The sequence below is a fragment of the Paenibacillus mesotrionivorans genome (assembly GCF_046098205.1).
GTDB classification, from domain to species: Bacteria; Bacillota; Bacilli; order Paenibacillales; family NBRC-103111; genus Paenibacillus_AR; species Paenibacillus_AR mesotrionivorans.
On record NZ_JBJURJ010000009.1, the window covers coordinates 105,111 to 130,312 of the forward strand.

A 25,202-nucleotide genomic window follows, 5' to 3' on the forward strand; every position below is an offset into this window, starting at 1 on the left:
GTATGGAATCAGCGGATGAGCTGTATCCCTCTAGCCGTATAACGCTGGACGGTTTCGCCCGGGAGCCCGGGGTCCGTCACAATGGCCGTCAGCTCCTCCGGTTTGGCGAAGGTGAGCAGGGCGCATTGGTTGAACTTCGTGTGGTCCGCTACACAATAGCATTCCGCAGCAGCCTGCATAATAGCACGCTTTTGGCCCACAATGGCCTGGGTAAATACCGTAAGCCCGTATTCCTCATGAATGCCGGTTGCGGAAATAAACGCCTTCTGGATGTTCATGTTGCTAATGATGGAGGCGAAATTTTCGTTAATCAGCTGGTTGCGGTTGCGGTAGCCGCCAGGGACCACCAGTCTTACCTTGTCCTTCTTTACCAGCTCCCCGATAATAAACAGGTCGTTGGTGACGACGGTGATAGGAATGTTATCCAGGAGCTTCGCCATAGCCAGCGTCGTACTGCCGCCGTCCAATGCGATAACCTCTCCCGTATTCACTAGCTCTAGCCCCCGCCTGGCCGCCTGTGCCTTGGCATCCTCGTTCTTCGAATTAGGCAGGGAGTCGGGAAACAGCCCGGCAAAGCCTTCATTGGCCAATGCCGCCCCGCCGTGGAATCTCCGCAGCAGGCCCTTCTTCTCCAGCTTCTCCAGATCCTCGCGGATGGTCTTGCCGGATACGCCTAATTCCTCGCTGAGCCTGGACACGGTGGCTTCCTTCTCGGTAATGAGGATTTCCAGAATTTGCTCGTGACGCTTGATGGTGGACATAAGCTTGCCTCCGAGGAGAGAATCGGGGAAGCAACAAAATCCGCTCTCCCCCGGCAAACATCGATGTTTGAATATACTATATCACACTTCCAAATGAACGTAAATAAACCTTAATGAACATTTCAAACATTTTTTTTGCGAATAAAAGAATAACCTCCCAAGCCGAACCCGGGAGGATGCCAGTACCTATTATGCTTCAAACCCTTAGGTCCATACGGCGGATTTCCAGGAAATCAGTATTCTGCCTTAAATGACGTAGTGGTTCCACTCGCCGCGCTTGGGGTCATGAATGCGCAGCCAGTCTACAGTCAGACCGAACAGCCGCTCCCGGATTTCCTGTCCTGTGAAGGAGTGGTCTGCGTACGGCAGAATCTCCTTGTCGCTCATGCCGTCGCTCCGCAGCCAGAAGGCCTTCTGATAGAGATGGGCGGCGTCGCTGGCAATCACCTCATCCTCCGCACCATGGAGTACCAATACATCGCCGCGGATCTGTCGGGTTTCTTGCAGCGGATGGGCGTTTGCCAGGGATTGAAGGAAACGGTCGGTCAGGGTATAGCCCAGATAGTCTGTTTGCCCTGCGGCGATGATGTTCCGGTGGGCTTCCTGGCCGATGATCCGGACAATATCCGCCAAAGGATGGGCAACGGGAGCCCACAGCACCAGATGCTTCACCCTTCTGTCGCGGAAGGCGGTTTGTACGGCAACGGCGCCGCCCAGGCTGTGGCCCAGAAGGGTGACCCGGGACAGATCCACACAATCGAAGGAGAGGGTATAGTCCAGCATAATGCGGGTTTCCTTCACCAGCTGCTCCATGCCGCCGTCTCCGTAGCTTCCGGTGCTTTCGCCGCAGCCGCCGTAATCGAAGCGGACTACCAGGTAGCCGGCGTCGCTGAAATAGCGAGCTGCCTGGACGAACAGACGGTCCATGCCGATCCGGCTGCCGGTAAAGCCATGGCAGAACACAATCAGGGGCAGGGTTTCCCCTTTGCCCCCGCCAGACGGATAGTGCATGGTAACGGCCAGGTCTGCTTGTTCTGTTTTGACGATACGCTGAAGCTCCATACAAACCCCTCCATCGTGTGCAGTTCCTTGTTTGATGTCCCGAGGGACAAAGATGTGCCCGCTCAATCAGCTGATAATGGCCAGCTGCCGGGATATCTCCAGCCGCTGCTGCTTGAGGAGAAGAAGCCGCTCAATCAGCTCTTCCTGCTCCTTTTTGTCGCGTCCCCGGAGCTCGGCGTACAAATCCAGCAATAGCCCGTTCACTTCATCATACTGGCGCCAAAGCTCATCCTTTGTTTTCGCCTTCCATTCGGAGGCGATACGCTGCTCCTTTTCCTCCAGGGCCTGCAGAATCTCCCGCTGCCACTCCGGGTCACCATGCTCTCCCGCATAGTTATATAAGTCCAAATGGTCGTTGATCCATTGATTGGTGTATTGGGGATGCGTCACATTCATCTGCGCCACGCTCCTTCATTTAGCTTTGTTTATATACTTAGTATTATACTCGGAATTATTGGTATTTCAAGTGAGCGGGAGAATTACTTTTTAGTACAGCAGGATACAGGCAACAACATGTACATACAACATCAAAAGATGATATACTGTTTACCATACAACTGCACGGTGTGGAAATGCCATAGGGAGATTTAGCCAAGCCATTGGAGGTTTATGATTTGAAGGAAAAAACAGTACCTAAATATATGCAGGTCAAGCAGGAAATCCAGGCCTGGTTTCACAGCGGATTGATGAAGCCCGGGGATCTGATGCCCTCGGAGAATGAATTGGCGGAGCGTTTCGGCGTCAGCCGCCAAACCGTGAGGCAGGCCTTCGGCGAGCTGGAGGGGGAAGGCTGGCTGGCTCGCATCCAGGGTAAAGGAACCTTTGTGTCCGCACCCCAGACTGGCTATTCCGAATCTGTCCGGACGGTGGGCCTGATTACCACCTATATCTCCGACTACATCTTCCCCCATATCGTCCGCGGCGCGGAGGCGGCCCTGCGCAGCAAGGGCTACCGGCTTCTCCTGTCCAGCACGGACAACGACAAGCTGCGGGAGCGGGAGGCATTGGAGATGATGCTGGGCCAGCCCTTGAGCGGACTCATTATCGAACCGACCAAAAGCGCGGAGGGCAACCCCAATCTGGACTTGTACCTGGCGCTGGAATACCGCGGGATTCCGTATATTATGCTGAACGAGCAGTACCCGGAACTGGATGGCCCCTGCCTGAAAACCGACGATGTCCTTGGCGGTGCCCTGTCGGTGCGGCATCTGCTGGGATTGGGTCATGAGCGGATTGCCGGCTTTTTCAAAATGGACGATATGCAGGGGGTGAACCGGCTGAAGGGGTTCCGCCAGGCTTACCGGGAGAAGGGCCTGGCCATTCAGCCTGAGCTTGTAGTTCAATATGCCACGGAGGAAAAAGGGACCAAACCCTTGGAGGCGGCTATGCAGCTCCTGTCCCGGGAAGCCGGCCGGCCTACGGCTTTTGTCTGTTACAATGACGAGCTGGCGGTCCAGCTGATGGAGATCATCCGGCAGTCCGGCTTGTCCGTACCGGAGGATGTGGCTGTGGTGGGCTTCGACGATTCCAGCCTTGCCACCGCTACAGAAACCAAGCTGACCACCCTGACCCACCCCAAATCCCTGATGGGTCAGGAGGCGGTGGAGCTGCTTCTGCGGATGATCGGAGGCAAGTCGGCCAAACCCAAGGGGAAGCTCTATACCCCCGAATTAATTGTACGGTCCTCCACAAAAAAATAGCCAAAACTATAGCAAACTTGTACGTACAATTGTATAATAAAAAATGACTGAAAGGCCTGCGTTACCTTGCGGGAATTTTTTAGGGTGTGGCTGAAAACTCCAAGGGGAGCAGATTATATTGAATTTTCGTTCTAGGCAAGGCATTTTTGTGAAGGCGTACCGGGGGTACGTCAAGCAAAAGTAACGCAGCATGGGGCGAAAAGGCGATGCAAGATGCCCTCAAGCGGATTTTCAGTCAGGCCCTGGATAGGAGTGGGAGAGTTGCTTGAAAAGCTGAAGGAAGAGGTGCTGGAGGCCAATTTGGACCTGCCCAAGCACGGCTTGGTTACCTTTACGTGGGGGAATGTAAGCGGTATCGACCGGGAGAGCGGCCTGGTGGTCATTAAACCCAGCGGCGTATCCTACGATGTGATGAAAGCGGAGCATATGGTGGTTGTGGATTTGGACGGCAAAACGGTGGAGGGAGAGTATAAACCCTCCTCGGATACAGCCACACATGTGGCGCTGTACAAGGCTTTTCCGGGAATCGGCGGCATTGTCCATACCCATTCCCCGTGGGCTACAGCCTGGGCTCAGGCAGGACGGGGGATTCCGGCACTGGGCACCACCCATGCGGATTATTTCTACGGCAAGGTTCCCTGTACCCGCCCTATGACAGAGGCTGAGATTAAAGGCGCATATGAGCTGGAAACCGGCAACGTTATTATCGAAACCTTCCAAAGCCTGGGGCTGGACCCGCTGCAGGTTCCGGGTGTGCTGGTGAACTGCCATGCGCCCTTCACCTGGGGCAAGGATGCCCATAATGCTGTACACAACGCCGTTGTGCTGGAGGAGGTGGCCAAAATGGCCTTCCATACCTTCCAGTTGAACCCCGGTGTCGAGCCCATGGACCAGACGCTGTTGGACCGCCACTTTCTGCGGAAGCACGGAGCCAACGCTTATTACGGGCAAACCGGGATGATTTAGGAGCCTATGCGACGAAAACAACAGAGTAAATCTATATTCTGCGTTAGGAGCGGGAGGGAAAGGAGTGGCTTGAGGGCGAGTTTTTTGTTGGTCTTGATACCTTAATAACCCCAATAAAATCAAGGCCAACAAAACGTGTTTGAGCATCCAAGCCACCCTTTCCCGTTAGCGAGTACCGCACAATGAATATGGATTTACCAACAGACTTCTCGAGTACCAACCACCCAGGAGGAATGCTCATGAACGATGATCTGAAAAACCGGATTCTAAGCGGCCAAACCGCTCTTGGAATCGAGCTTGGCTCCACCCGCATTAAAGCAGTCCTGATCGGAGAAGATGGCGAATCCATCGCATCCGGCAGCCATGATTGGGAGAACAGCTACGTGAACCAAATCTGGACCTACGGTCTGGAGGCGGTTTGGAAAGGTGTGCAGGACAGCTACCGGAAAATGGCCGAAGAGGTGAAAACCCGCTACGGTGTCACTCTGCACAACGTCGGAGCCATCGGCTTCAGCGGCATGATGCACGGTTATATGGCCTTCGATCAGGCCGGGGAGCTGCTGGTCCCTTTTCGCACGTGGCGCAATAACATCACCGGGCAGGCGTCAGAGGCGCTGAGCGATAGCTTCCACTTCCACATTCCCCAACGCTGGAGCATTGCCCATCTGTATCAGGCGGTGCTGAACGGGGAAGAGCATGTAGGCCGGATTCATTATTTAACTACATTGGCAGGGTACATTCACTGGAAGCTCACGGGGCGGAAGGTGCTGGGCGTGGGCGAAGCGTCGGGCATGTTTCCCATCGATATGCACACGAAGACTTACAATGCGGGTATGGTGGAGCGGTTCAATGCCCTGATTGCCCCGAAGCAGTACACCTGGAAGCTGGAGGATATCCTCCCGGAGGTACTGGTTGCAGGAGAGCAAGCCGGTGCCCTGACGGAGGAAGGAGCCAAGCTTCTTGATGTAACCGGAGAGCTTGCTGCGGGAATTCCGTTCTGTCCGCCGGAGGGGGATGCGGGGACAGGGATGGTGGCCACCAACAGCGTTGCGCCACGGACCGGTAATGTTTCCGCCGGCACCTCGGTGTTTGCTATGGTTGTCTTGGAAAAGGAGCTTTCCCGGCCATACGAGGAAATCGATCTGGTGACCACGCCGTCAGGCAGTCCTGTGGCCATGGCCCATTCCAACAATTGCTCCTCGGATCTGAATGCCTGGGTGGGGCTGTTCGACGAGTTTGCCAAGGCTATGGGCCTGCAAGCCAATCCCGACCAGCTGTACGGGACGTTGTACAATCTGGCCCTTCAGGGCGATCCGGACGGCGGCGGTTTATTAGCTTACGGCTATTTGTCCGGCGAGCATATGACCCATTTTGAGGAAGGCCGGCCGTTGTTTGTCCGGACCCCGGGCAGCCATTTCAGTCTCGCCAACTTCATGCGTGTCCATTTGTTTACGGCTATGGGCGCGCTGAAAATCGGCATGGACCTTCTTTTGAAGCAGGAATCCGTTCAGCTGGATGAAATTCTGGGCCACGGCGGGTTGTTCAAAACTCCGGTTGTCGGCCAAAAGCTGATGGCTGGTGCCCTGGCTGTTCCCGTTTCCGTCATGGAAACGGCAGGGGAAGGCGGAGCCTGGGGGATTGCGCTTTTGGCCTCCTATATGAACCGTAAGGCGAAGCAGGAAACGCTGGAGGCGTATCTGGGCAGTAAGGTATTCGCCGGCAAGGCGGTTTCCTCCATTTCCCCCGATCCCAAGGATGTGGAAGGCTTCGAGGCCTTTATGCAGCGTTATAAGCAGGGTTTGGCCATTGAGCGTGCGGCTGTGGAGCATTTGAAGGAATCAACTAATCCGTAGAAAAGAGGCAGAAACATGTTGAATATGAAAACCTATGAGTTTTGGTTTGTCACCGGAAGCCAGCATCTGTACGGTCCGGAAACGCTGGAGGAGGTAGCCCGCCACTCCCGCATCATCGCCGAGAAGCTGGACGCTTCCGACGCCATCTCGGGCAAGGTGGTATTTAAGCCGGTTGTCAAAACACCGGAGGAAATCCGCGATCTTTTGGCTGAGGCTAACAATGATCCCAACTGCGCCGGTTTGATCACCTGGATGCACACCTTCTCTCCGGCCAAAATGTGGATTGCCGGCCTGTCCATTCTGCAGAAGCCCCTGCTCCATTTGCACACGCAATTTAACCGAGATATTCCGTGGGATTCCATCGACATGGACTTCATGAACCTGAACCAGGCTGCCCATGGCGACCGGGAATACGGCTTTATCAACACCCGTATGGGTGTAGCCCGCAAGGTCGTAAACGGGTATTGGGAGCATACCTCTACCCAGGAGCGGATCGGCGCCTGGATGAGAACGGCGATTGCCGTCATCGAAAGCCGCCGTCTCAAGGTAGCCCGCTTCGGCGATAATATGCGCCAGGTGGCGGTAACCGAAGGCGACAAGGTAGAAGCGCAGATCAAGTTCGGCTGGTCCGTCAACGGGTATGGCGTAGGCGATTTGGTGGAGCGGGTGAATGCGGTCTCCGAGGAAGCGGTTGAGGAATTGTTCGCGAAGTACAACGAGCAATACGAGCTGCCAGCCGAAGCCCAAACTCCCGGTGCTTACCAGGATTCCATCAAGTATCAGGCCCGGATTGAGCTGGGCATGCGCAGCTTCCTGGAGGAGGGCGGCTTTACCGCCTTCACCACCACCTTCGAAGACCTGCACGGCTTGAAGCAGCTTCCCGGACTTGCCGTTCAACGGCTGATGGAGGACGGTTACGGCTTCGGCGGCGAAGGCGACTGGAAAACCTCCGCGCTGGTTCGTTTGATGAAGATTATGGCAGGCAACGTGGGCACCTCCTTTATGGAGGACTACACCTATCATATGGACGAGGCAAATGAAATGGTGCTGGGCTCCCACATGCTGGAAATCTGTCCCACCATCGCCTCCACCAAACCCCGCCTGGAGGTGCATGCGCTGGGAATTGGCGGCAAGGCCGATCCGGCCCGGATGGTCTTCGACAGCCGGGAAGGCGCCGCGTTGAACGCCACTATCGTGGACCTGGGCAACCGGTTCCGGATGATTGTGAATGTGGTGGATGCAGTGAAGCAGGAGCATGCAATGCCGAAGCTGCCCGTAGCCCGGGTGCTGTGGAAAACCCAGCCTTCCCTGCAGGTGGCGACCGAAGCCTGGATTTATGCAGGCGGCGCCCACCACACCGGCTTCTCCTATGTGGTAACTGCGGAACAGCTGGCCGATTTCGCCGATATGATGGGCATCGAATGCGTCATCATCGACAACGATACGAAGCTGCGCGCCTTCCGCAACGAGCTGCTGTGGAATGATATTGCGTTTAAATTGAAATAAGCTGCGGAGACTTTTTCCGTGGGAAGCACCCTGTCCGGTTCAGGCGGGGTGCTTTTTTTGTGGTCCTGTTGAAATATCATATTGAAACTTGGCAGGGATGCCTGTACAGTAAGGTGGAATATGACCCCATTACACCTGTAAAGGAATGATTTTTGTGCCTATGCTGGATATGCCTCTGGACAAACTGAAGCGCTACCAAGGAATGACGCCGAAGCCGGAGGATTTTGATGCTTATTGGGAGAAAGCCCTGGAGGAAATGAATGCGGTTGACCCGCAGGTGGAGCTGGTGCCGGCAGTCTTCACCACTCCCTTCGCCGAATGCTTTCACCTGTTCTTCACGGGCGTGCGCGGCGCCAGAGTGCATGCCAAATATATTCGCCCGAAGCACACGGATACGCCCCACCCGGCGGTGCTCCACTTCCACGGCTACACGGGCCATTCCGGGGATTGGCAGGACAAGCTGCAGTTTGCCGCTTTGGGCTACTCCTTCGCGGCGCTGGATGTGCGCGGTCAAGGGGGTTTGTCCGAGGATACGGGGAGCGTGAAGGGCAACACCCACCACGGGCACTTCATCCGCGGCTTGGACGACAAGCCGGATAACCTGCTGTTCCGCCATATTTTCCTGGATACCGCGCTGCTTGCCAAGATTGTGATGGGCTTCGATGAGGTGGATGCCGGCCGTGTCGGCGTTACAGGCTGGTCCCAGGGTGGCGCCCTGACCATGGCCTGTGCGGCGCTGGTGCCGGAGATCAAGCTGGCGGCGCCGGTTTATCCCTTCTTAAGCGACTACAAGCGCGTTTGGGAGATGGACCTGGCCAAGGATGCGTATGCGGAGCTCAGAACCTTCTTCCGCCACTTCGATCCCCAGCATAAGCGGGAGGACGAAATTTTTACCCGTCTGGGCTATATCGACATTCAGCACCTGGCTCCCCGGATTCAGGCCCAAACCTTGATCGGCGTGGGCCTGATGGATAACATCTGCCCGCCGTCCACCCAATTCGCCGCCATTAACAAAATGACCGCTCCTGTGGAGCTGGAGATTTACCCGGATTTTGGCCATGAGGGGCTGCCCGGAATGAACGACAAGATTTATGCCTTTTTGCAGCAGCTGTAGGCCGTTTTCATAGTTTTATCCCGTGCAAAGCTTGCGGAATCGTCCGCAGGCTTTTTTTGGCGTTTGTCCCAGAAATGAGGCGGATTTCTCAGGAGTATGACACAATTCGGACAAAATCCTGCACAAAATTGAGAGAAGCTGAATTTTTATGGGTAAAAGATTTAAAAATACCTTGAGGCAGCCCCTGAGGCGGCTTTGCAAAACAACCTGGTATTCTCAATGAATCTTTATTCATTATACAAAAAGGAGGCTTTCTCTATGAAATTGCATATCGCCGCTTGGCAAGTCATTCTCGCTGCCGTGCTGGTACTCGCTTCAATCGGCATGGATGCAGAGCCTCCCGCTCAAACGGAGGCTGCAGGTACGGCTACACAGGGCACGGTGGTGCCTTCTTCTCTCATAAATGCTTCGGATCCCGCAGCTCCTAAGCTGGTCCGGCCCCTGGGTTCGCCAAAGCCGGACGAGGTGTCCTTGGCGGCCCTCGAACCTGTGGCTGCCGCTGCCGTTCCCTTGGCGGCCCTTCAGCCTATCGCAGCAGCGGCTGTTCCCGCTGTCCAGGAAGGAGCTGCACTCCCTGCGGTAGATGCGGCGGGCTCGGCAGTGTCGGCTCTTGCGGCAGTGCCCTCTGGAGGAGCAGGTCCGGTTTTCCGCTTTGCCGTCATCAGCGATATTCATGTGGAAGCATGGAATAAGGAGTCCCACACCAAGCTCCGCAAAGCCTTAACCGATCTGGGCACCCATGCTCCCGGCCAGGCGCTGGTGATTAACGGCGATCTGGGCAACGGACTGCCCAAGGATTATGAGACATTGGGAAAGCTTATGCAGGAGAATCCTTACCCGGGACAGGTGGTGTACACCATCGGCAACCATGAATTCTACAAGGCCTGGACGGATGCTTCGGGCAAATGGAATGAGGCGAATTTCCCTAACGGGGAAACAGCGGAAGCCTCCATTAACCGGTTCCTCCAGTTCACCGGCTATGAGAAGGTGTATCATGATTCATGGATCGACGGATATCACTTTGTATTCCTCGGTTCGGAAAGCTACCGTCAGACCGATGACAGCTTCGCTGAAGATGCCTGGCTGTCGGAGAACCAGCTGAATTGGCTGGAGGGCGTCATGGCGGAGGGGGCGGAGGAGGGCAAACCCATCTTCGTTTTTCTGCACCAGCCCCTTCCTTATACGGTGGCCGGAAGCTACACGGATTTCAACAGCCGGGCGGTGGTCCAGCATGACCGACTGAAGGAAATCCTCTCCCGTTATCCCCAGACCGTTTTCTTCTCGGGGCATTCCCATTGGGAGCTGGGTTCACCCGGAACGTTTATCCAAGACGAATTTACCATGGTGAATACCTCGTCGGTGCTGACGCCTTACGATACTACGGACAACCCCATTGCCGCAGAGGAGCGGAAAAGCGAGGGGCTGGTGGTGGAGGTAACCGGCAACCGCGTGCAGATCAAGGGGCGCAACTTCACGGCGGGAGACTGGATTCCGGAGGCCAGCTATACCGTGGAGCCATGAACAGATGAAAAAGCCCTCAAATCGGCTTCGCAGATTTCGGGGCTTGCATAACACATCACGCCTGCAGCTAGGACCATGTTATTTCTGGGCAGCGTCTAATCAAAAAAAGCAGAATAACGGATTTCCGTTACTCTGCCTTTTTGCTGTTTTTGGGGAGGAGGAGGAACCTTCTACTCCGTTTTGCTTCCGGCCAAGGCGCTGGCCGCCTTTACAAACCGGGCCAACCCCTCCTGCAATGTGGAGCGGGAGCATGCCAGGTTGATCCGCAGGAAACCTTTGCCTTCTGGGCCATAAGTGGAGCCTTCATTAAAGGCCACCTGGGCCTTGTGATACATCAGTTCCTTCAGGCCGGTTACGTCCAGCCCGAGCCCCCTGCAGTCCACCCACAGGAGATAGGTGCTTTCGGGCACCATGGGTTTGACAGCGGGCAGCTCCCGGTTGAGGTAGTCCACTGCAAACTCCAGATTGCCCTTCAGGTATACCAGCAGCTCGTCCAGCCAGGCTTCGCTTTCGTTATAGGCGGCCAGAATCATGTCCGGGCTGAAAAATCCCGTCATATGCAAGGATAGTGCCTTGATCCGGTAATCGATTTTCCGCTTCAATTCCGGGTTTGGGGTAACCATATAAGCGGCCGGCAAACCGGGCAGGTTGAAGGTTTTGGTAGGCGCAATAGTGGTAACCGTAATCTCCGCCAGCTCCGGCGAAATGGAGGCAATGGGAATATGCTTGTGTCCGGGATAAGCCATATCCGCATGAATTTCGTCGGATACGATTATAACGCCGTACTTGCGGCACAGCTCGCCGAGCTTCACCAGCTCCTCCCGCTCCCAAACCCGTCCGCCGGGGTTGTGGGGGCTGCACAATAAAAGCAGCTTGGCGCCGTCCTGCATTAGCTTTTCCAGGTGGGCGTAGTCCATTTCGTACCGGCCGTTGTGGTGCAAAAGCGGGTTGGCTGCCACCTGGCGGCCGTTCATTTTGATGACATCATAGAACGGGTAATACACCGGCGATTGCAGAATCACGGCGCCGCCGGGTTCTGTGAACAGCTCCACAGCCAGGCTCAGGGCGGTGACCACGCCGGTAACGGTGGACAGCCAGCTTTTTTGGATGGGCCATTGATGGCGCCGGGTGAACCAGTTGGTAATGGCGTCCCAGGCTTCGTCGGGCATCACAGTATAGCCGTATATGCCTTGCGCGGCGCGGCCTTCAATGGCTTTTTTGATGGCAGGCGGGCTCTCAAAATCCATGTCCGCTACCCATAGCGGCAGTATATCCGGGTTGCCGAACAGTTTCTCCGACTGGTCCCACTTGTAGGAGTGGGTATTTCTGCGGTCTGGTACTTGATCGAATCGGGAACTCACGGGTAACAGGCCTCCTCCAATAGAACAATGTATCCCTTAATCATGGAGGAAAAGGCGGGATTTTTCAAGGGGGAATCCTGTGGGGCGGGAAAGCGCCAGGGACCCGGGGGTGGACAGGAGCGCGGTTAGACAAATCAGAACCAGCCGCCTCTCACTAGTCCCACCGTTTTTCGTCTCCACTAGTCCAAACATTCCAGTCCCACCGTTCCAGCCTCTCATAACCGCTTTAATGCAAATCCGCTACCGAGCGCCGGACCACCAGCTCCGCCGGCAGCAGAATCCGTGTCCAGGCATCCTCGCCGTCCTCATTTTCCTTGTCGGCAATACGCCCGGTGAGCAGCTGCATCCCCTTGTAGCCGAACTGGTAAGCCTGCTGCGCGGCGACGGTCAGGAACGGGTCGATTTCGCCTACCGGGCCCAGATCATCGAAGCAGCAGACGGAGATATCCTCCGGCACCCGCAGGCCTTTCTTCCGGATCGCCTGGATGGTCTGGATGGCCATCATGTTATTGCCGCACAGAATGGCGGTAGGCAGGGGCTGAAGCCCGTCCAGCCACTCTCCGATCCGGGCTAGGCTGCTCCGCGGCGCATACCCCAGCTCCAGAATCCGCTCCGCAGGGGCCGGCAGATCGTTCAGCTTCAGCGCTTCCTTGTAGGCGGTAGCTCTCAGGCGGGCGCTGGATACATCCGGCGTGCCGTTCACCAGAGCGATTTCCTTATGTCCCAGCCCCATCATATGCTCCATGAGCATCCGGGTGCCCTCGCGGCTGTCCCCCAGCACCACATCGCTGCCGATGCCCGGCACCTCCCGGTCCAGCAGCACAAACGGCACACTATGGGCCCGCAGGCTTTCCAGATGGGGCAGGGAGCCATCTCCTGCAGGGGCCACCAGCACCCCGTCCACCCGGGATTTCAGTATGGTGTCAATATATTCCCGTTCCTTCTCCAGGCTTTCATCGCTGTTCCCGAACAGCACCCGGTAGCCCAGTTTGTTGGCGGCGTCCTCCGCCCCTCTGGCCAAGGTGGTGAAGAAGGGGTTGGTGATATCGGTAACCAGCAGAAACAGCACCTGGGTTTCTCGCAACACCAGGCTGCGCGCCATTTCGTTGGGTACATAATTCAATTCCTCCATGATCCGCTTCACCTTGCTGCGGGTTTTTTCGCTAATCCGTCCCTTATTGTTGATTACCCGGGACACGGTCATGGCGGATACATTCGCTTTTTTGGCTATATCGTAGATGGTTACCATGGTGCTCCTCCTTTCACATGAGTCAAGCCAATCCGGTTTCCGGGAAAACGCCTAACATCCGCAGCAAAAGCCTGCGTGCGTCCATCTCCGGACGATATGGATATGACACTTATTGTACTGAACAAAAGGATTGACAGCAAGAGGGGAAACTGCTAATTTGGAGTTATCGGTAACTCAATAATTTATACGGAGGGATATTGCAATGATCGAACAATACAGATGGCAAGGCGGCTTCCCCAAAATCGGCATCCGCCCTACAATTGACGGCAGACGCCGGGGGGTTCGGGAGTCTCTGGAAGAGAAAACCATGACCATGGCCCGGAATGTGGCCGAATTCTTCAGCTCCACGCTTCGCAATCCGGACGGAAGCCCGGTGGAATGCGTCATTGCGGATACTTGCATCGGCGGTGTGGCGGAAGCCTCCGCAGCAGCCAAGAAGTTCGCGAAGGAAAATGTCGGGTTATCGGTAACGGTGACTCCCTGCTGGTGTTACGGCACCGAAACCATGGATATGGACGCCTCTATTCCCCAGGCGGTGTGGGGCTTCAACGGCACCGAACGCCCCGGCGCCGTCTATCTGGCCGCTGTGCTGGCCGGTTATGCCCAGAAAGGTATTCCCGCTTTTGGCATCTATGGACATGATGTGCAGGATCTGGCCGACAACAGCATTCCGCAGGATGTGCAGGAGAAGCTGCTGGCATTTGCCAAGTCAGGTCTGGCCGTTGCTAACCTGAGAGGCAAATCCTATCTGTCCATGGGTTCGGTATCCATGGGGATCGCCGGCTCCGTCGTCAACGAAACCTTCTTCCAGGATTACCTGGGCATGCGCAATGAATATGTGGACATGAGCGAATTTGTCCGCCGGATGGATGAAGTGATTTACGACACTGCCGAATATGAGAAGGCCTTGGCCTGGGTGAAGGAATATTGCAAGGAAGGCCCCGACAACAACGAGCCGGAAGGGCAGAAGAGCCGCGAAGCCAAGGACAAGGATTGGGAAACCGTGGTCAAGATGGCGCTGATCGCCCGCGACCTGATGATCGGCAATCCGAGGCTTGCCGAGCTTGGTTTTGAAGAGGAGGCCAACGGCCACAATGCCATCGCCTCCGGCTTCCAAGGGCAGCGTCAATGGACGGACCATTTCCCCAACGGGGACTTTATGGAGGCCATGCTTAACAGCTCCTTCGACTGGAACGGCATCCGCTCCCCGTATATCGTGGCGACTGAAAACGATAGCCTGAACGGCGTAACCATGCTGTTCGGCTACCTGTTGACGCATTCCGCCCAAATTTTTGCCGACGTGCGCACCTATTGGAGCCCGGATGCGGTGAAGCGGGTTACCGGCTATACCCTGGAGGGCAAAGCAGCCGAAGGGATCATCCACTTGATCAACTCCGGGGCAGCGGCTCTGGACGGCTCCGGCGAGCAAACCCAAAACGGCCAACCGGTTATGAAACCCCATTGGGAGATTACCCAGGACGAAGCCGACAATTGTCTGGCTGCGACTTCCTGGCGTCCTGCTTCGACCGGGTATTTCCGGGGGGGCGGCTTCTCCAGCGACTTCCTGACCAAGGGCGGCATGCCTGTGACCATGGCCCGGATCAATCTGGTGAAGGGTCTTGGACCGGTGCTTCAGATTGCCGAAGGATATACCGTGGATCTGCCGGAAGCGGTGCATGATGCGCTGGATAAGCGGACTGACCCCACCTGGCCTACCACCTGGTTTACTCCTGTGCTGACCGGAGAGGGTTCGTTCAAAACCGTATATGACGTAATGGATAACTGGGGCGCCAACCACGGTGTTCTCAGCTATGGCCACGTAGGCGCAGATCTGATTACTCTGGCCTCCATGCTGCGTATTCCGGTTAACATGCACAACGTGCCGGAAGAGAAGATCTACCGTCCCAAGGTATGGGGCCTGCACGGAACCTCAGATAAGGAAGGCGCAGACTACCGTGCCTGCCAGAACTTCGGTCCGCTGTATAAGTAACTCGCAATACCGTCCGCTGCGTTGGCGCAGCTGAATGCAGGAGCCTCAAGCTGTAGAGGAAGGGTCCTAGCTGGCGCAGAGAAATACCCAACTGCAAAAGTGCAGCTAAATTCGACCAAATTAGTTTAAATGGGCAGCTATCCTGCAAAAGTGCAGTTATTTCGTGCAAAAAACTCCCCAATAGGCCTGGCTCAGTAAAATAACTGCATTTTTGCAGTTGGCTGTACGTAGCGGAGCCCTACCAGGAGAATAACTGCACTTTTGCATTTCGTAGCGCTTCGAAAGGAATCTCCGACTGCCCGGCACTTGTCGTATTGGAAGCAAGCTTGACTAGTTTTAAAACCAACAACACTTTAGGAGGTGCCGCATGTCTCAAGCTGTATCGGTTCGCGAGGAGCTGTGCAAGTATGCCCGGAAAATTGTCGAGAAGGGAATGGTCGTGGGGCCAGGCGGCAATATCTCCGCCCGTGACGGGGACACCATGCTGGTTTCCCCCAGCGGCTTCGCCTTGGAGGAAATTCTCCCGGAGCAATGGGTAGCCGTATCCATAGCGGACGGTTCCGTTCAAGCCGCCCCCGGTCTGCGTCCTTCCTCCGAGGTGCTGATGCATCTCTACGGATATCAGGCTAATCCATCCATTGGGGCCATGATCCATACCCATCCCGCCAACTCCATTGCCTTCGGACTCATCGGGGAAAAGCTGCCGATCATGTTTCCCGACCAGGCGGCCCTGACGGGTGAAACCGGGTTTGTGCCGTATGTGGTGCCCACTACAGCACTGCTGGCCAACGCCGTGAAAGAAAAAATCAATGAATATACCACCCTGCTGCTGGGCAACCACGGTTTGGTGGCCGTTGGCCGCAATCTGCGGGAGGCGTATTACCGGACGGAGGTTGTGGAGGAGAGTGCACGGATTTATCTTCTGGCCAAAGCTGCCGGGACACCGAAGGTGCTGACCCAGGAGGAATTGGACGAAATCCGCGCCTTGGAAACAGAAGCGTACCGGATCAAGCTTTTGCAGCAGCAGTAATTTAGAGTGAACACCCATACAAGGATTGCCGGAAGCGGATCTCCGCTGGCCAGGCAATCCTCTTTTATTTTCAGGAAAAAAGTGGCATCGACATTGGCTTCAAAAATATGGATGAATTGTGACAAAAAATATACGTTTCCTCCTCCGTTTCCCGATCATTCGGCAAATGTGAGATGCGTCACGGTTGTCCATTTTCCTTTCATCATATACTGTCCTTAGCAGGAACGGGTTGGACAATGCGACAAAGGATGTGAGTGTATGCCGGATCACGATATTCACCAGCGCCTGGAAGCTCTCACCACTCGGCTGTACCGTCTGGTGGACGAGAAGAATGGCAATCTGGTTGACCCTGGCGTTATTGCCGTCAGCCAAGAGATGGATGGATTGATCGTCAGCATTCAGCGTGCCCAGCTGCGGGCGCGGCAGCAGGATTCCGTATCCGTTCGATTAGCCTGATCGGTTCCCCTTCCCATTCGCCCGGCATAGGATATGATGTATTCCGGTATAGATGGGAGCATTGCATATGGCAGCTTCGGATTCCATGATTTTTATCTTGGTTTTATTTATTTTGCTGGTGCTGGTATTGCTTCTTTTTATGTAAATCAACTATGCGTTGCCCCTGGAGACCGACAGGTTAGCCTGTCCGGTTTCCGGGGGTTTTTGTTTTTTTCTCATATTTTGCGGCGGATTGACACATAATTTGTCTTGAAGCTCAAGGCTTGGAATGGAGGAGGTACACATGTTGGGGTGGGGCCAAATTACAATTCGAGCAGTGGGCGCTCTGATCATGCTCTTTGTGTTGACCCGCATTCTGGGAAAAAAGCAGATTTCGCAGCTCACCTTCTTCGAGTATATAACGGGGATCGTCATTGGTGATTTAGCCGGTTTTCTCTCCACAGATGTAGAGGCGGACTACATGCATGGCGTTATTGCCATGATCGTTTGGTTCTCTATTCCGTTATTGGCGGAACTGCTGGCCATGAAGAGCAAGGTGGTCCGAAACCTTTTGGAAGGGAAGGGGACGGTATTTATTAAGTCCGGCAAAGTCCTGGAGCGCAATCTCCGCAAGGAGCGTTACACTACAGACGAGCTTCTGGAGCAGCTGCGTACCAAAAGTGTATTTAATCCTGCGGATGTGGAGTTTGCCATTCTGGAGGCCAGCGGGGATTTAAGCGTCATGCTTAAGGAGGAGAATCAGCCGCTAACACCCAAGGATATCGGTCAGCATCCCAAACGAATCCGGCCGCCCCAGGCGGTGATCATGGATGGTACGGTGCAGGATGAAGGGCTGAATGCCTTGGGCTTTAACCGCCAATGGCTGGAACAGCGTCTGCAGCAGTCCGGTACCAAGGTGGATGATGTATTCCTGGCTGTGGCGGATGAAAACGGGGGCATGTATACGGATTTTTACAAGGACAATTTTAAGCCTCCCGTCAAACGGCGCAAGTGGCGCGGGCGGAATTAACAGAAGGAGGGGTTAGAATGGCCAATCAGACATATGATGCCGAGAAAAAGGCCAAGAAGCAGCAGGATTACCAGAAGCTCGCCGGGCAGGTTGCGCCTAAACGGCCGATCGGCAAAAACTGTGTGCGTGCCTTTTTTGTAGGGGGCCTGGTTTGTGTAATCGGACAATGCTTTACCTTCATCTATGAGAAATGGCTCCACTTCGACAAGGAAACCTCAGGCAACCCGACGGTTGCCACTATGATTCTGATTTCAGTAATCCTGACCAGCTTCGGCGTATACGACAAAATCGCCCAATGGGCCGGCGCAGGCTCCGCGGTGCCGGTAACGGGCTTTGCCAACTCCATGTGCTCCGCGGCACTGGAGCACCGGAGTGAGGGGCTTGTGCTGGGTGTGGGCGGCAACATGTTCAAGCTGGCCGGTTCGGTTATTGTGTTTGGCACCGTGGCAGCCTTTTTTGTGGGCTTATTACACTGGATCTTTACGTATGGAGGTTGAGCGCGATGCTTGTGGGTCGGCAAAGCTGGATTTTTGACAAGCCTCCGGTCATTATCGGAGCGGCTACGGCTGTTGGTCCGGATGAAGCGGCCGGGCCCTTGGGCAAACACTTCGATATTGCTTTTCCCGATAACCGGCTGGGGGAAAAAACCTGGGAGAAGGCGGAGAAGAAGCTGATGGAAACGGCCGCCGAAGAAGCCTTAAAAAAAGCGGGTGTAGACGGGCAAAGCGTTAACTTCTTTGTTGGCGGAGATCTGATGAATCAGATTATCAGCTCCAGCTTTGCGGCACGGACTCTGGAAATTCCCTATCTGGGCATATTCGGGGCCTGCTCCACGGCGATGGAAGGACTGGCGTTGGGAGCCATGCTGGTATCCACAGGCTCCGCGCAGTACGTGGTAGCCGGCACCTGCAGCCATAACTGTACAGTGGAGAAGCAGTTCCGCTATCCCACCGAATACGGCTCGCAGAAGCCGCCTACAGCGCAGTTTACAGTAACCGGCGCAGGAGCCTCCGTACTGGCTCCCCAGGGCAAAGGGCCGCGGGTCACTCGGGCCACAATCGGCAAGGTGGTGGACATGGGAATCAAGGACCCCTTCAACATGGGGGCCGCTATGGCTCCTGCGGCGGTAAACACCATCGAAACCCATTTCCGCGAGTTCAACCTGCAGCCGGATGAATATGACTTGGTGATTACCGGGGATTTGGCTACAGTGGGCCATCAGATTGCGGTGGAGCTGTTTGCCCAGCATGCATTTCCTATTGATAAGATAAACTTTCAGGATTGCGGCATTCTCATTTATGACCGGGAGAAGCAGGATGTCCAGGCAGGGGGAAGCGGCTGCGGCTGCAGTGCCACCGTCACCTACGGCTATCTGCTCAAGCAATTGGCGGAAGGGAAGCTCAATAAGATTCTGGTGGTGGCTACAGGTGCGCTTTTGTCCCCGTTATCCTACCAGCAGGGAGAAAGCATCCCGTGTATCGCCCATGCTGTAGCCATCGAAGGCGGAAGGGGGGATTAATGTGGATGCAATGATGTTTCTCAAGGCTTTCCTGGTAGGGGGAGCCATCTGTGTGCTGGGGCAGATCATGATGGATGCCATGAAGCTGACACCCGCCCATACCATGAGCGCGCTGGTGGTGCTGGGCGCCATTGTGGACGGTCTCGGCTGGTATGACCCCTTCGTCAAATTCGCCGGAGCAGGAGCAACGGTGCCGATCACCAGCTTCGGTAATTCTCTGGTGCATGGCGCCTTGGAGCATGCGGACAAGCACGGCTTCATCGGGATAGTAATGGGGATCTTCGAGCTGACCAGTGCCGGCATCTCGGCGGCGATCATTTTTTCATTCCTGGCAGCCCTGTTTTTCCGCCCCAAGGGATAAAAGCTGTCGAAGGCCGCAGCCCGTATTTTGCTGGTGCTGCGGTCTTTTTGTCGATCCGTTCCGCAGCCATAAACTTTACCTCAAATTAACATGTAAACGCTTGCAAACATGAATATTCCCTGCATATAATAAATTTAGGAGGCACGGGTTTACAAGGCCGTGTTTGTTAACACGACCATAAAAAGATCGCGGGGAGGATCAGAAATGAAACTGGGGATTGTCTTGCACAAGGATGACGCGCCAACCTTGGAGGAATTGATTGAATCAGGAGCCGTTCTTCTGGTCAGGCGGCGCGGGCTTTTGTGCGAGGTGGACAGCGAGGTTTATCCCGTGGTGAAATCCAGGCTGGGACGCAGTGTGGTGGTACCGACCTCATACAGCATGTTTGAAAAAGCAATATACTGACCTGTGCCGGTCGGCATTCGTCTCGTACCACCCGAAATTCCCGCTGAAGCGGGAATTTTTTTTGTTGTCTTGTCCGGGTGTCCTAACGTTTGCCAGAGGAGGAGACGATTCCTTATACTTGTAATGTGAATGAAACACTAGAAGTCCACCTCTAATAGAAAAAAATGATATAATTAGGGTATGATACGGCGCTTTTCACCGATATAAACCAACGGGAGGGTACACATGGAGGCTGTTCTGCAAGATGACCGGTCCGTACTTCAAGGACTCATATCCAATTTGGAAGCATGCATAATGGGAAAGAGCGAAGAGATCGGCCTATTGATTACCGCACTTCTTGCCGGAGGACATGTGCTCTTGGAGGACGTTCCCGGTACCGGCAAAACGGTTTTGATCAAAGCGCTGGCCAAATCCATTGACGGGGAATACAGACGGGTCCAGTGCAACCCGGACCTGCTGCCTACCGATATTACCGGCGTTTCTATTTTTCACCCCAGGAATGAAACCTTTTTATTCCGCCCCGGCCCCATTATGACCAATATTCTGCTGACGGATGAAATTAACCGCGCCACTACCAAAACCCAATCCGCTTTGCTGGAAGCCATGGAGGAGCGCCACATTACAGTGGACGGCGAGCAATACATGCTGCCGCAGCCTTTCCTGCTACTGGCCACCCAGAATCCCATTGACTTTGAAGGAACCTATGTGCTTCCGGAAGCACAGCTGGACCGGTTTATGATGAAATTCAGCCTGGGTTATCCCAATGAAGAAACCGAGGTCAGGATGATTTTTGCTCAAACGGGCGGACACCCGCTGGAGACCCTGAAGCCTGTTGCCACTGCCGATAAAATCCTCGAGCTGCAGCAGAAGGTGCGGGAGCTCCATCTGGATCAGGCCGTTGGGGAATATGCCGTCTCCATCGTACGCAAAACCCGTGAGCATCCGTCCGTCTTTTTGGGCGCCAGTCCCCGTGCTGCCATCGCATTGGTACAGGCTGCCAAGGCTTATGCCTTCTTGCAGGGACGAGATTTCTGCATTCCCGATGACGTAAAAAGGCTGGTGCCGTATGTGCTGGGACACCGGATACTCCTTCATGCGGAAGCCCGGATGGAGGGAGCCACAGTTACCACTGTGCTGGAATCCGTTATGCAGCAGGTCCGTGCGCCTGTCCGGCTGGAGCGTTGAAGATGAACGCCCGCGCGCCAGCCAGTGTCCGCCAGCCGGATCGGTCCCCGTACAAAATTCTGGTCATGCTTAGCTGCTTCGCGGCCAGTCTGATGTTTGTCCTGTTTCAGGGAGGCAAGCTGGCGCTGATGGTTTTTGTAATCGTTCTCGTATTGAACATCTATCTGGTTCTGGGCAGATGGAGCGGCATCCGCCGGGTCAAGGGACAGCGGTCCCTCAGCTCCGAACATGCCGATGAGGGGATTGAAGCAGGGAACCCCGTGAAGGTTAAGCTGAAGGTGCAAATTCCCGGCTTCTGGCCGGTTCCATACGTGCTTGTCCGGGATAGGCTCCTCCGCAAAAACGGAAGCGAATACGACTTCGAGGCATCATTGATTCCCGATTGGAGCCGCAAAGGAGAGCTGGAATACGTAACACCTCCCCTGAAGCGGGGCTTCTACAAATTCGGAGAAACCGCCTGCTCCACCAAGGATGTGTTCGGTTTGTTCGAGCATACCGGAACCCTGGAGCTGCCCGTTTCCTTCAAGGTGTATCCTCAGACTGCCCGCATCAAGGAATGGAAGCAGCTGCACCGGTTGATGAAGGGGGCCAACCATCATACAGTTACCACCAGGGCCAACCGGGAAACCACGCAGATCAACGGTGTCCGCGAATACAGCTACGGTGACCGGCTGTCCCGGATCCACTGGAATGCCACTGCCCGTACCGGGACCTTGAAGTCCAAGGAATTCGAGAAGGAATCCCTGCCTAAAACCGTGGTTCTCCTGGACCGCCAGACCAAAAGCTATATGAATGCCGACCAGTTCGAGCTGGCCGTGTCGGTAGCGGCGTCTCTCTTTCAATACGGCAAAAACCGCGAGATTAACCTGGGTTTACTCTCCGTAGGAACGGATTCCGTTTATTTCGAACCCAAGGGCTTTCAGAATGGCACCAAAAATATGATCCACCATCTTATCGAAGTTTCAGCCGACGGCAGCTACCCCATGCTCCGTGTTCTAGAGGACCGGGTGAGACTGTTTGAGCCGGGAACCTGTATGATTATTATCAGCCCCGAGAAGGGGGAGGGTATTCTCAAGACCATGGCCTGGCTTCACCAGCGCCAAATGGTGCCCTGCCATATCTGGCTGACTCCCCATGCGGAAGAGGGGGCGGAGTGGTGCAGGCAGCTGCGGACTATGGGCCACATGGGCTATGCGGTCCGCACGCTGGATGAGCTGCCGACGGCATTAAGGGGTGTGTCCAATGGATGAAGCCAATACACAGGCACAAAACAGCACCAGCGGAGGCAGAGTATCCCTTCGTGTGTTACTGACCCAGGATTGGCACCGCAAGCTGACATGCTTGTTTACTGTGCTTTTTCTGCTCCAGTTTGTTTCCTGGTTTGCAGCCGAGGAAAATATGTGGTGGCCGGAGACAGTTGCCATGGTGCAAGTATCCCTTTGGATCAGCTTTGCCATCGACATTATTCCGGGAGTGAACATGTGGCTGCGCAGATGTGTGCAGCTCTGGGCGCTGATTATTGTAAACGGCATATACAGCGGTTATGAGCCTGTAATGTATAAGCTGCATTCCAGGCAGGATTTTGGCAACTGGGTGTATGATAATTTCTGGCAGCTCCACCCCTACATCTGGTTCAGCCTCGGGGCATGGGCCGTCTATTGGGCCACATCATGGTGGCTGAAATCCCGGTGGAGAATCGGCATAACCGTAATTTTGTCCGTTCTGGTTTTCGCCGTACGAGATTCCTTCTCTACCCTGCACTTGTGGGAAGAAACCGCACTGGTCATCTTTTGCGGATTGATGCTTTTGGTCATTAGCCACTTTGCCGAGGTCAAACGCAAAAATCCGTATGGCTGGGCTTATCTGATGGAATATCCCGCTACTCTTATCGCCACTATCCTGCTTTTGCTGGGGATTACGATGATTCCGGGTACGGCAATGCCTACAATCCGCCCCATTCTTACGGATCCCTATACGGCCTATAAGCAGTGGAAGGGAGAGGAGGTTCCGGCGTACGGCAAAACCATTGCCGGTCTCACGATCGGCTCCTCAGCCAATTCATCCTCAGGCTACAGCAGGGACGACAGCAGTCTGGGAGGCAGCTTCACTTTTGATTATTCGCCGGTGTTCAGTGTGGATACCTCTCACCGGGCATATATGCGGGGTGAGACCCGTTCCTACTACAACGGAAACGGCTGGGAAATGAGCGACGGGGACAAACAGGCGGTTAACGGCCCTGTGGTGCCGGGCAATCCCCTGGCTAAGGATCAACGGTTTAATGTAAGCAAGCTGAAAACTGTTACCGTAAAGCAGACGGTGGAGCGGCTCAATGAGGATGATGCCTACCCGGTCCTGTTTGGCGCTTATGCTGTCAACAAGGTGGGGACCATCAACAATGAAACCTCCGGGGCCGAGCGTCTCAGGTGGGCGCCGCGGCAGATGGAGCTTCGTTGGAACAATTCGCGCCGGGATAATTATCCCACTTCTTATACGATTGAATCGGAGATGCCCGTTTCAACCGGAGATGAGCTTCGTTCTGCAGGCGCCTTGCCCAATCCGGCTCAATTTTCGGAGTATCTCCAATTGCCCCGGGATCTGCCTCAGAGAGTCCGGCAAATGGCGCAGCAAATTACTGCAACGGGAGCCACCCCTTACGACAAAGCCATGCTGCTGGTGCAGTATTTGCAGACCTCCTTCCCGTATACCAATGAGCCTCCCACCGAGCTGGGGAAAAGCGGTGACTTCGTAGACCGGTTCCTGTTTGAAATTAAAGAGGGCTACTGCGACTACTTCTCCTCGGCAATGGCGGTAATGAGCAGGACCCTGGGCATTCCGTCCCGTTGGGTGAAAGGCTACACTGCGGGCCAGCAGGATATCCAGGATCCGTCCTTCGGGGAATTTCCGGTGGACGGGACGGACGATGGAACCGGTTCGGGCTTATACACCGTAAGAAACTCGGATGCCCACTCTTGGGTAGAGCTGTACTTCCCCGGCTATGGTTGGATTCCTTTTGAGGCCACGTCAGGCTTCGCTTTGCCGGCCTTTACGCCGGCTTCGGAAACCGCACTGCCTGATCTGGCTGCAGATCCGGTTGATGGCACAGCTGCAGGCGAAACAGAAGCAACCCCGGCAGCAAACAAAGGCAATCCCTACCTTGTTGCCGCTATCGTGGCAGCAGTTGTTCTTCTGACCGGCGCAGCAGGTTGGTGGTACCGCAAGAAAATTCTCGTCTGGGCGAAAAAAAGCAGGCTGCTGGGTGTAAAACGCTCCTACAATCCGGATCAGCGGATTGTCAGCGAATACGCCCGGATGCTTAAGGTCTACCGACGCAGAGGAGTCCCCATCCACGAGTATGAAACAGCAAGAGAAACCATCGAGCGGCTGAAGCGCAAGGACGTATGGCTGTCCAAGGATCTGGATGACCTGCTGACGCTTTTCGAAAAAGCCAAATACAGCCCACGCCGGGTCACCGACGAGGAAAGCGGCCGTGCCATCCGCATCGTCGACAAACTAAAAAAAGCCACCTGATACACTTTCCCATCAGCAATCACGAGAGTACCTACCCTGTTTCTCTACACTATCAGCGTTACTCAAACAAAAAGCCAGCAGATGACCATAGGCAGCCGCTTTCATCCCGCCAGGGAAATGAAAGCGGCTTTTTATTCCAATGACGGGTGTACACCATTACCACACACCCCGGCTCATCGCCCCGGCTCATCGCTAAGCGTATTCAACCTGTGGTAATTCAGTGTCTCACATTTGGACACCCCCAAATCCGTAAGCCTTTCCTCTTCCCAGGGACACGGACTTACTTTGCTTTCACCTCCTTGTCGTCTACTCTCCCCTTTACTCAGGAAGTGTGACGAAAATGTCTTTAACAACAAAAGCTGTAGCGCAATTTCGCATCTGCAGGAGAATCGGTAATTAATCATAAGAAAAAGGCTAAAGCGAAGAAACGGAGGTTCAGGGGGATATGAAAACAAAAAAAAGAGCTTAGGGAGTGGGAGGAGTCAAAAGTAGAGTGGAGCAGCGCAAGGAAGCAGGGGTGTAGAAAACGGGCAGGAAGAATCAGAAAAAATTTGGGCCGCGAAGATGGAGGAGAAAGGGATAAAACGGGGGAAACCTATGTACAAAACTGGGAGACCGTTGGCAGG

At 54.9% G+C, this 25,202-nt stretch carries 22 protein-coding genes; 17 read left to right on the plus strand and 5 right to left on the minus strand.

What is annotated here, in order from left to right:
• Positions 1-8 precede the first annotated feature (8 nt).
• From ACI1P1_RS15075 to ACI1P1_RS15085, 3 genes are all read right to left on the minus strand, one after another.
• Entirely contained in the window at positions 9-761 is a 753-nt protein-coding gene (locus ACI1P1_RS15075) for a DeoR/GlpR family DNA-binding transcription regulator (protein WP_416217233.1), read from the minus strand.
• Between the two features lie 246 nt (positions 762-1,007).
• Positions 1,008-1,823: an alpha/beta hydrolase family protein gene (locus ACI1P1_RS15080; protein WP_416217234.1), complete on the minus strand. Its 816-nt coding sequence runs from the start codon at positions 1,821-1,823 to the stop codon at positions 1,008-1,010.
• A gap of 66 nt (positions 1,824-1,889) precedes the next feature.
• Positions 1,890-2,219, minus strand: coding sequence for a hypothetical protein (locus ACI1P1_RS15085; protein ID WP_416217235.1), 330 nt, complete (start codon positions 2,217-2,219; stop codon positions 1,890-1,892).
• Positions 2,220-2,437: 218 nt separating this feature from the next.
• Here ACI1P1_RS15085 and ACI1P1_RS15090 point away from each other — a divergent pair, with 218 nt between their 5' ends.
• The 6 genes from ACI1P1_RS15090 (at position 2,438) to ACI1P1_RS15115 (ending at position 10,483) form a co-directional block, all read left to right on the plus strand.
• Positions 2,438-3,523: a GntR family transcriptional regulator gene (locus ACI1P1_RS15090; RefSeq protein WP_416217236.1), complete on the plus strand. Its 1,086-nt coding sequence runs from the start codon at positions 2,438-2,440 to the stop codon at positions 3,521-3,523.
• Positions 3,524-3,784: 261 nt separating this feature from the next.
• Positions 3,785-4,489, plus strand: coding sequence for an L-ribulose-5-phosphate 4-epimerase (gene araD / locus ACI1P1_RS15095; protein ID WP_416217237.1), 705 nt, complete (start codon positions 3,785-3,787; stop codon positions 4,487-4,489).
• A gap of 239 nt (positions 4,490-4,728) precedes the next feature.
• The gene (locus tag ACI1P1_RS15100) at positions 4,729-6,342 is read left to right on the plus strand and encodes a xylulokinase (protein ID WP_416217238.1); all 1,614 of its coding nucleotides are present in this window, start codon (positions 4,729-4,731) and stop codon (positions 6,340-6,342) included.
• A 15-nt stretch (positions 6,343-6,357) separates the two neighbouring features.
• Positions 6,358-7,848, plus strand: a complete 1,491-nt coding sequence (gene araA, locus ACI1P1_RS15105; RefSeq protein WP_416217239.1) for an L-arabinose isomerase — start codon at positions 6,358-6,360, stop codon at positions 7,846-7,848.
• 154 nt (positions 7,849-8,002) lie between these two features.
• Positions 8,003-8,962 carry an alpha/beta fold hydrolase gene (locus tag ACI1P1_RS15110; protein ID WP_416217240.1) on the plus strand — a complete coding sequence of 320 codons (960 nt, stop codon included), beginning with the start codon at positions 8,003-8,005 and terminating at the stop codon, positions 8,960-8,962.
• Between the two features lie 258 nt (positions 8,963-9,220).
• Positions 9,221-10,483 (plus strand): metallophosphoesterase family protein, encoded by a 1,263-nt coding sequence (locus tag ACI1P1_RS15115; RefSeq protein ID WP_416217241.1) that lies wholly within the window; start codon positions 9,221-9,223, stop codon positions 10,481-10,483.
• A gap of 170 nt (positions 10,484-10,653) precedes the next feature.
• Here the strand turns inward: ACI1P1_RS15115 and ACI1P1_RS15120 are convergent, their stop codons facing one another.
• Both ACI1P1_RS15120 and ACI1P1_RS15125 read right to left on the minus strand, forming a co-directional pair.
• Positions 10,654-11,844 (minus strand): MalY/PatB family protein, encoded by a 1,191-nt coding sequence (locus tag ACI1P1_RS15120; protein WP_416217242.1) that lies wholly within the window; start codon positions 11,842-11,844, stop codon positions 10,654-10,656.
• A gap of 226 nt (positions 11,845-12,070) precedes the next feature.
• On the minus strand, positions 12,071-13,093 hold the full coding sequence (locus tag ACI1P1_RS15125) for a LacI family DNA-binding transcriptional regulator (protein ID WP_416217243.1): 1,023 nt from the start codon (positions 13,091-13,093) through the stop codon (positions 12,071-12,073).
• Between the two features lie 202 nt (positions 13,094-13,295).
• On the opposite strand from ACI1P1_RS15125, the gene ACI1P1_RS15130 reads away from it, so the two are divergent.
• The 11 genes from ACI1P1_RS15130 to ACI1P1_RS15180 all read left to right on the plus strand — a co-directional run bounded on the left by ACI1P1_RS15130 (position 13,296) and on the right by ACI1P1_RS15180 (position 24,576).
• Positions 13,296-15,083, plus strand: coding sequence for an L-fucose isomerase (locus tag ACI1P1_RS15130; protein WP_416217244.1), 1,788 nt, complete (start codon positions 13,296-13,298; stop codon positions 15,081-15,083).
• 367 nt (positions 15,084-15,450) lie between these two features.
• Positions 15,451-16,113 carry a class II aldolase/adducin family protein gene (locus ACI1P1_RS15135; protein ID WP_416217245.1) on the plus strand — a complete coding sequence of 221 codons (663 nt, stop codon included), beginning with the start codon at positions 15,451-15,453 and terminating at the stop codon, positions 16,111-16,113.
• 258 nt (positions 16,114-16,371) lie between these two features.
• A complete protein-coding gene (locus tag ACI1P1_RS15140) occupies positions 16,372-16,569 on the plus strand; it encodes a Spo0E family sporulation regulatory protein-aspartic acid phosphatase (RefSeq protein WP_416217246.1) in 198 nt (65 codons plus the stop codon).
• Between the two features lie 283 nt (positions 16,570-16,852).
• Positions 16,853-17,578 (plus strand): DUF421 domain-containing protein, encoded by a 726-nt coding sequence (locus ACI1P1_RS15145; protein WP_416217247.1) that lies wholly within the window; start codon positions 16,853-16,855, stop codon positions 17,576-17,578.
• 17 nt (positions 17,579-17,595) lie between these two features.
• Positions 17,596-18,075: a stage V sporulation protein AC gene (gene spoVAC / locus ACI1P1_RS15150; RefSeq protein WP_416217248.1), complete on the plus strand. Its 480-nt coding sequence runs from the start codon at positions 17,596-17,598 to the stop codon at positions 18,073-18,075.
• A 5-nt stretch (positions 18,076-18,080) separates the two neighbouring features.
• Positions 18,081-19,097 carry a stage V sporulation protein AD gene (spoVAD, locus tag ACI1P1_RS15155; protein WP_416217249.1) on the plus strand — a complete coding sequence of 339 codons (1,017 nt, stop codon included), beginning with the start codon at positions 18,081-18,083 and terminating at the stop codon, positions 19,095-19,097.
• 10 nt (positions 19,098-19,107) lie between these two features.
• Positions 19,108-19,458, plus strand: a complete 351-nt coding sequence (gene spoVAE / locus ACI1P1_RS15160) for a stage V sporulation protein AE (RefSeq protein ID WP_416217389.1) — start codon at positions 19,108-19,110, stop codon at positions 19,456-19,458.
• 204 nt (positions 19,459-19,662) lie between these two features.
• On the plus strand, positions 19,663-19,863 hold the full coding sequence (locus tag ACI1P1_RS15165) for a hypothetical protein (RefSeq protein WP_416217250.1): 201 nt from the start codon (positions 19,663-19,665) through the stop codon (positions 19,861-19,863).
• Between the two features lie 225 nt (positions 19,864-20,088).
• Positions 20,089-21,048 carry an AAA family ATPase gene (locus ACI1P1_RS15170; RefSeq protein WP_416217252.1) on the plus strand — a complete coding sequence of 320 codons (960 nt, stop codon included), beginning with the start codon at positions 20,089-20,091 and terminating at the stop codon, positions 21,046-21,048.
• Between the two features lie 2 nt (positions 21,049-21,050).
• A complete protein-coding gene (locus ACI1P1_RS15175; RefSeq protein ID WP_416217253.1) occupies positions 21,051-22,298 on the plus strand; it encodes a DUF58 domain-containing protein in 1,248 nt (415 codons plus the stop codon).
• Positions 22,291-24,576: a DUF4129 domain-containing transglutaminase family protein gene (locus ACI1P1_RS15180; protein WP_416217254.1), complete on the plus strand. Its 2,286-nt coding sequence runs from the start codon at positions 22,291-22,293 to the stop codon at positions 24,574-24,576. The genes ACI1P1_RS15175 and ACI1P1_RS15180 overlap by 8 nt, the downstream gene beginning before the upstream one ends.
• Positions 24,577-25,202: the final 626 nt, after the last annotated feature.

Coding starts and splice junctions, on each gene's coding strand:
- ACI1P1_RS15075 (WP_416217233.1), bottom strand. CDS start 761: ATGTCCACCATCAAGCGTCACGAGCAAATTCTGGAAATCCTCATTACC.
- ACI1P1_RS15100 (WP_416217238.1), top strand. CDS start 4,729: ATGAACGATGATCTGAAAAACCGGATTCTAAGCGGCCAAACCGCTCTT.
- ACI1P1_RS15085 (WP_416217235.1), bottom strand. CDS start 2,219: ATGAATGTGACGCATCCCCAATACACCAATCAATGGATCAACGACCAT.
- ACI1P1_RS15165 (WP_416217250.1), top strand. CDS start 19,663: ATGAAACTGGGGATTGTCTTGCACAAGGATGACGCGCCAACCTTGGAG.
- ACI1P1_RS15135 (WP_416217245.1), top strand. CDS start 15,451: ATGTCTCAAGCTGTATCGGTTCGCGAGGAGCTGTGCAAGTATGCCCGG.
- araA (WP_416217239.1), top strand. CDS start 6,358: ATGTTGAATATGAAAACCTATGAGTTTTGGTTTGTCACCGGAAGCCAG.
- ACI1P1_RS15170 (WP_416217252.1), top strand. CDS start 20,089: ATGGAGGCTGTTCTGCAAGATGACCGGTCCGTACTTCAAGGACTCATA.
- ACI1P1_RS15175 (WP_416217253.1), top strand. CDS start 21,051: ATGAACGCCCGCGCGCCAGCCAGTGTCCGCCAGCCGGATCGGTCCCCG.
- spoVAC (WP_416217248.1), top strand. CDS start 17,596: ATGGCCAATCAGACATATGATGCCGAGAAAAAGGCCAAGAAGCAGCAG.
- ACI1P1_RS15180 (WP_416217254.1), top strand. CDS start 22,291: ATGGATGAAGCCAATACACAGGCACAAAACAGCACCAGCGGAGGCAGA.
- ACI1P1_RS15115 (WP_416217241.1), top strand. CDS start 9,221: ATGAAATTGCATATCGCCGCTTGGCAAGTCATTCTCGCTGCCGTGCTG.
- ACI1P1_RS15145 (WP_416217247.1), top strand. CDS start 16,853: ATGTTGGGGTGGGGCCAAATTACAATTCGAGCAGTGGGCGCTCTGATC.
- ACI1P1_RS15130 (WP_416217244.1), top strand. CDS start 13,296: ATGATCGAACAATACAGATGGCAAGGCGGCTTCCCCAAAATCGGCATC.
- spoVAD (WP_416217249.1), top strand. CDS start 18,081: ATGCTTGTGGGTCGGCAAAGCTGGATTTTTGACAAGCCTCCGGTCATT.
- ACI1P1_RS15125 (WP_416217243.1), bottom strand. CDS start 13,093: ATGGTAACCATCTACGATATAGCCAAAAAAGCGAATGTATCCGCCATG.
- ACI1P1_RS15080 (WP_416217234.1), bottom strand. CDS start 1,823: ATGGAGCTTCAGCGTATCGTCAAAACAGAACAAGCAGACCTGGCCGTT.
- ACI1P1_RS15140 (WP_416217246.1), top strand. CDS start 16,372: ATGCCGGATCACGATATTCACCAGCGCCTGGAAGCTCTCACCACTCGG.
- spoVAE (WP_416217389.1), top strand. CDS start 19,108: ATGATGTTTCTCAAGGCTTTCCTGGTAGGGGGAGCCATCTGTGTGCTG.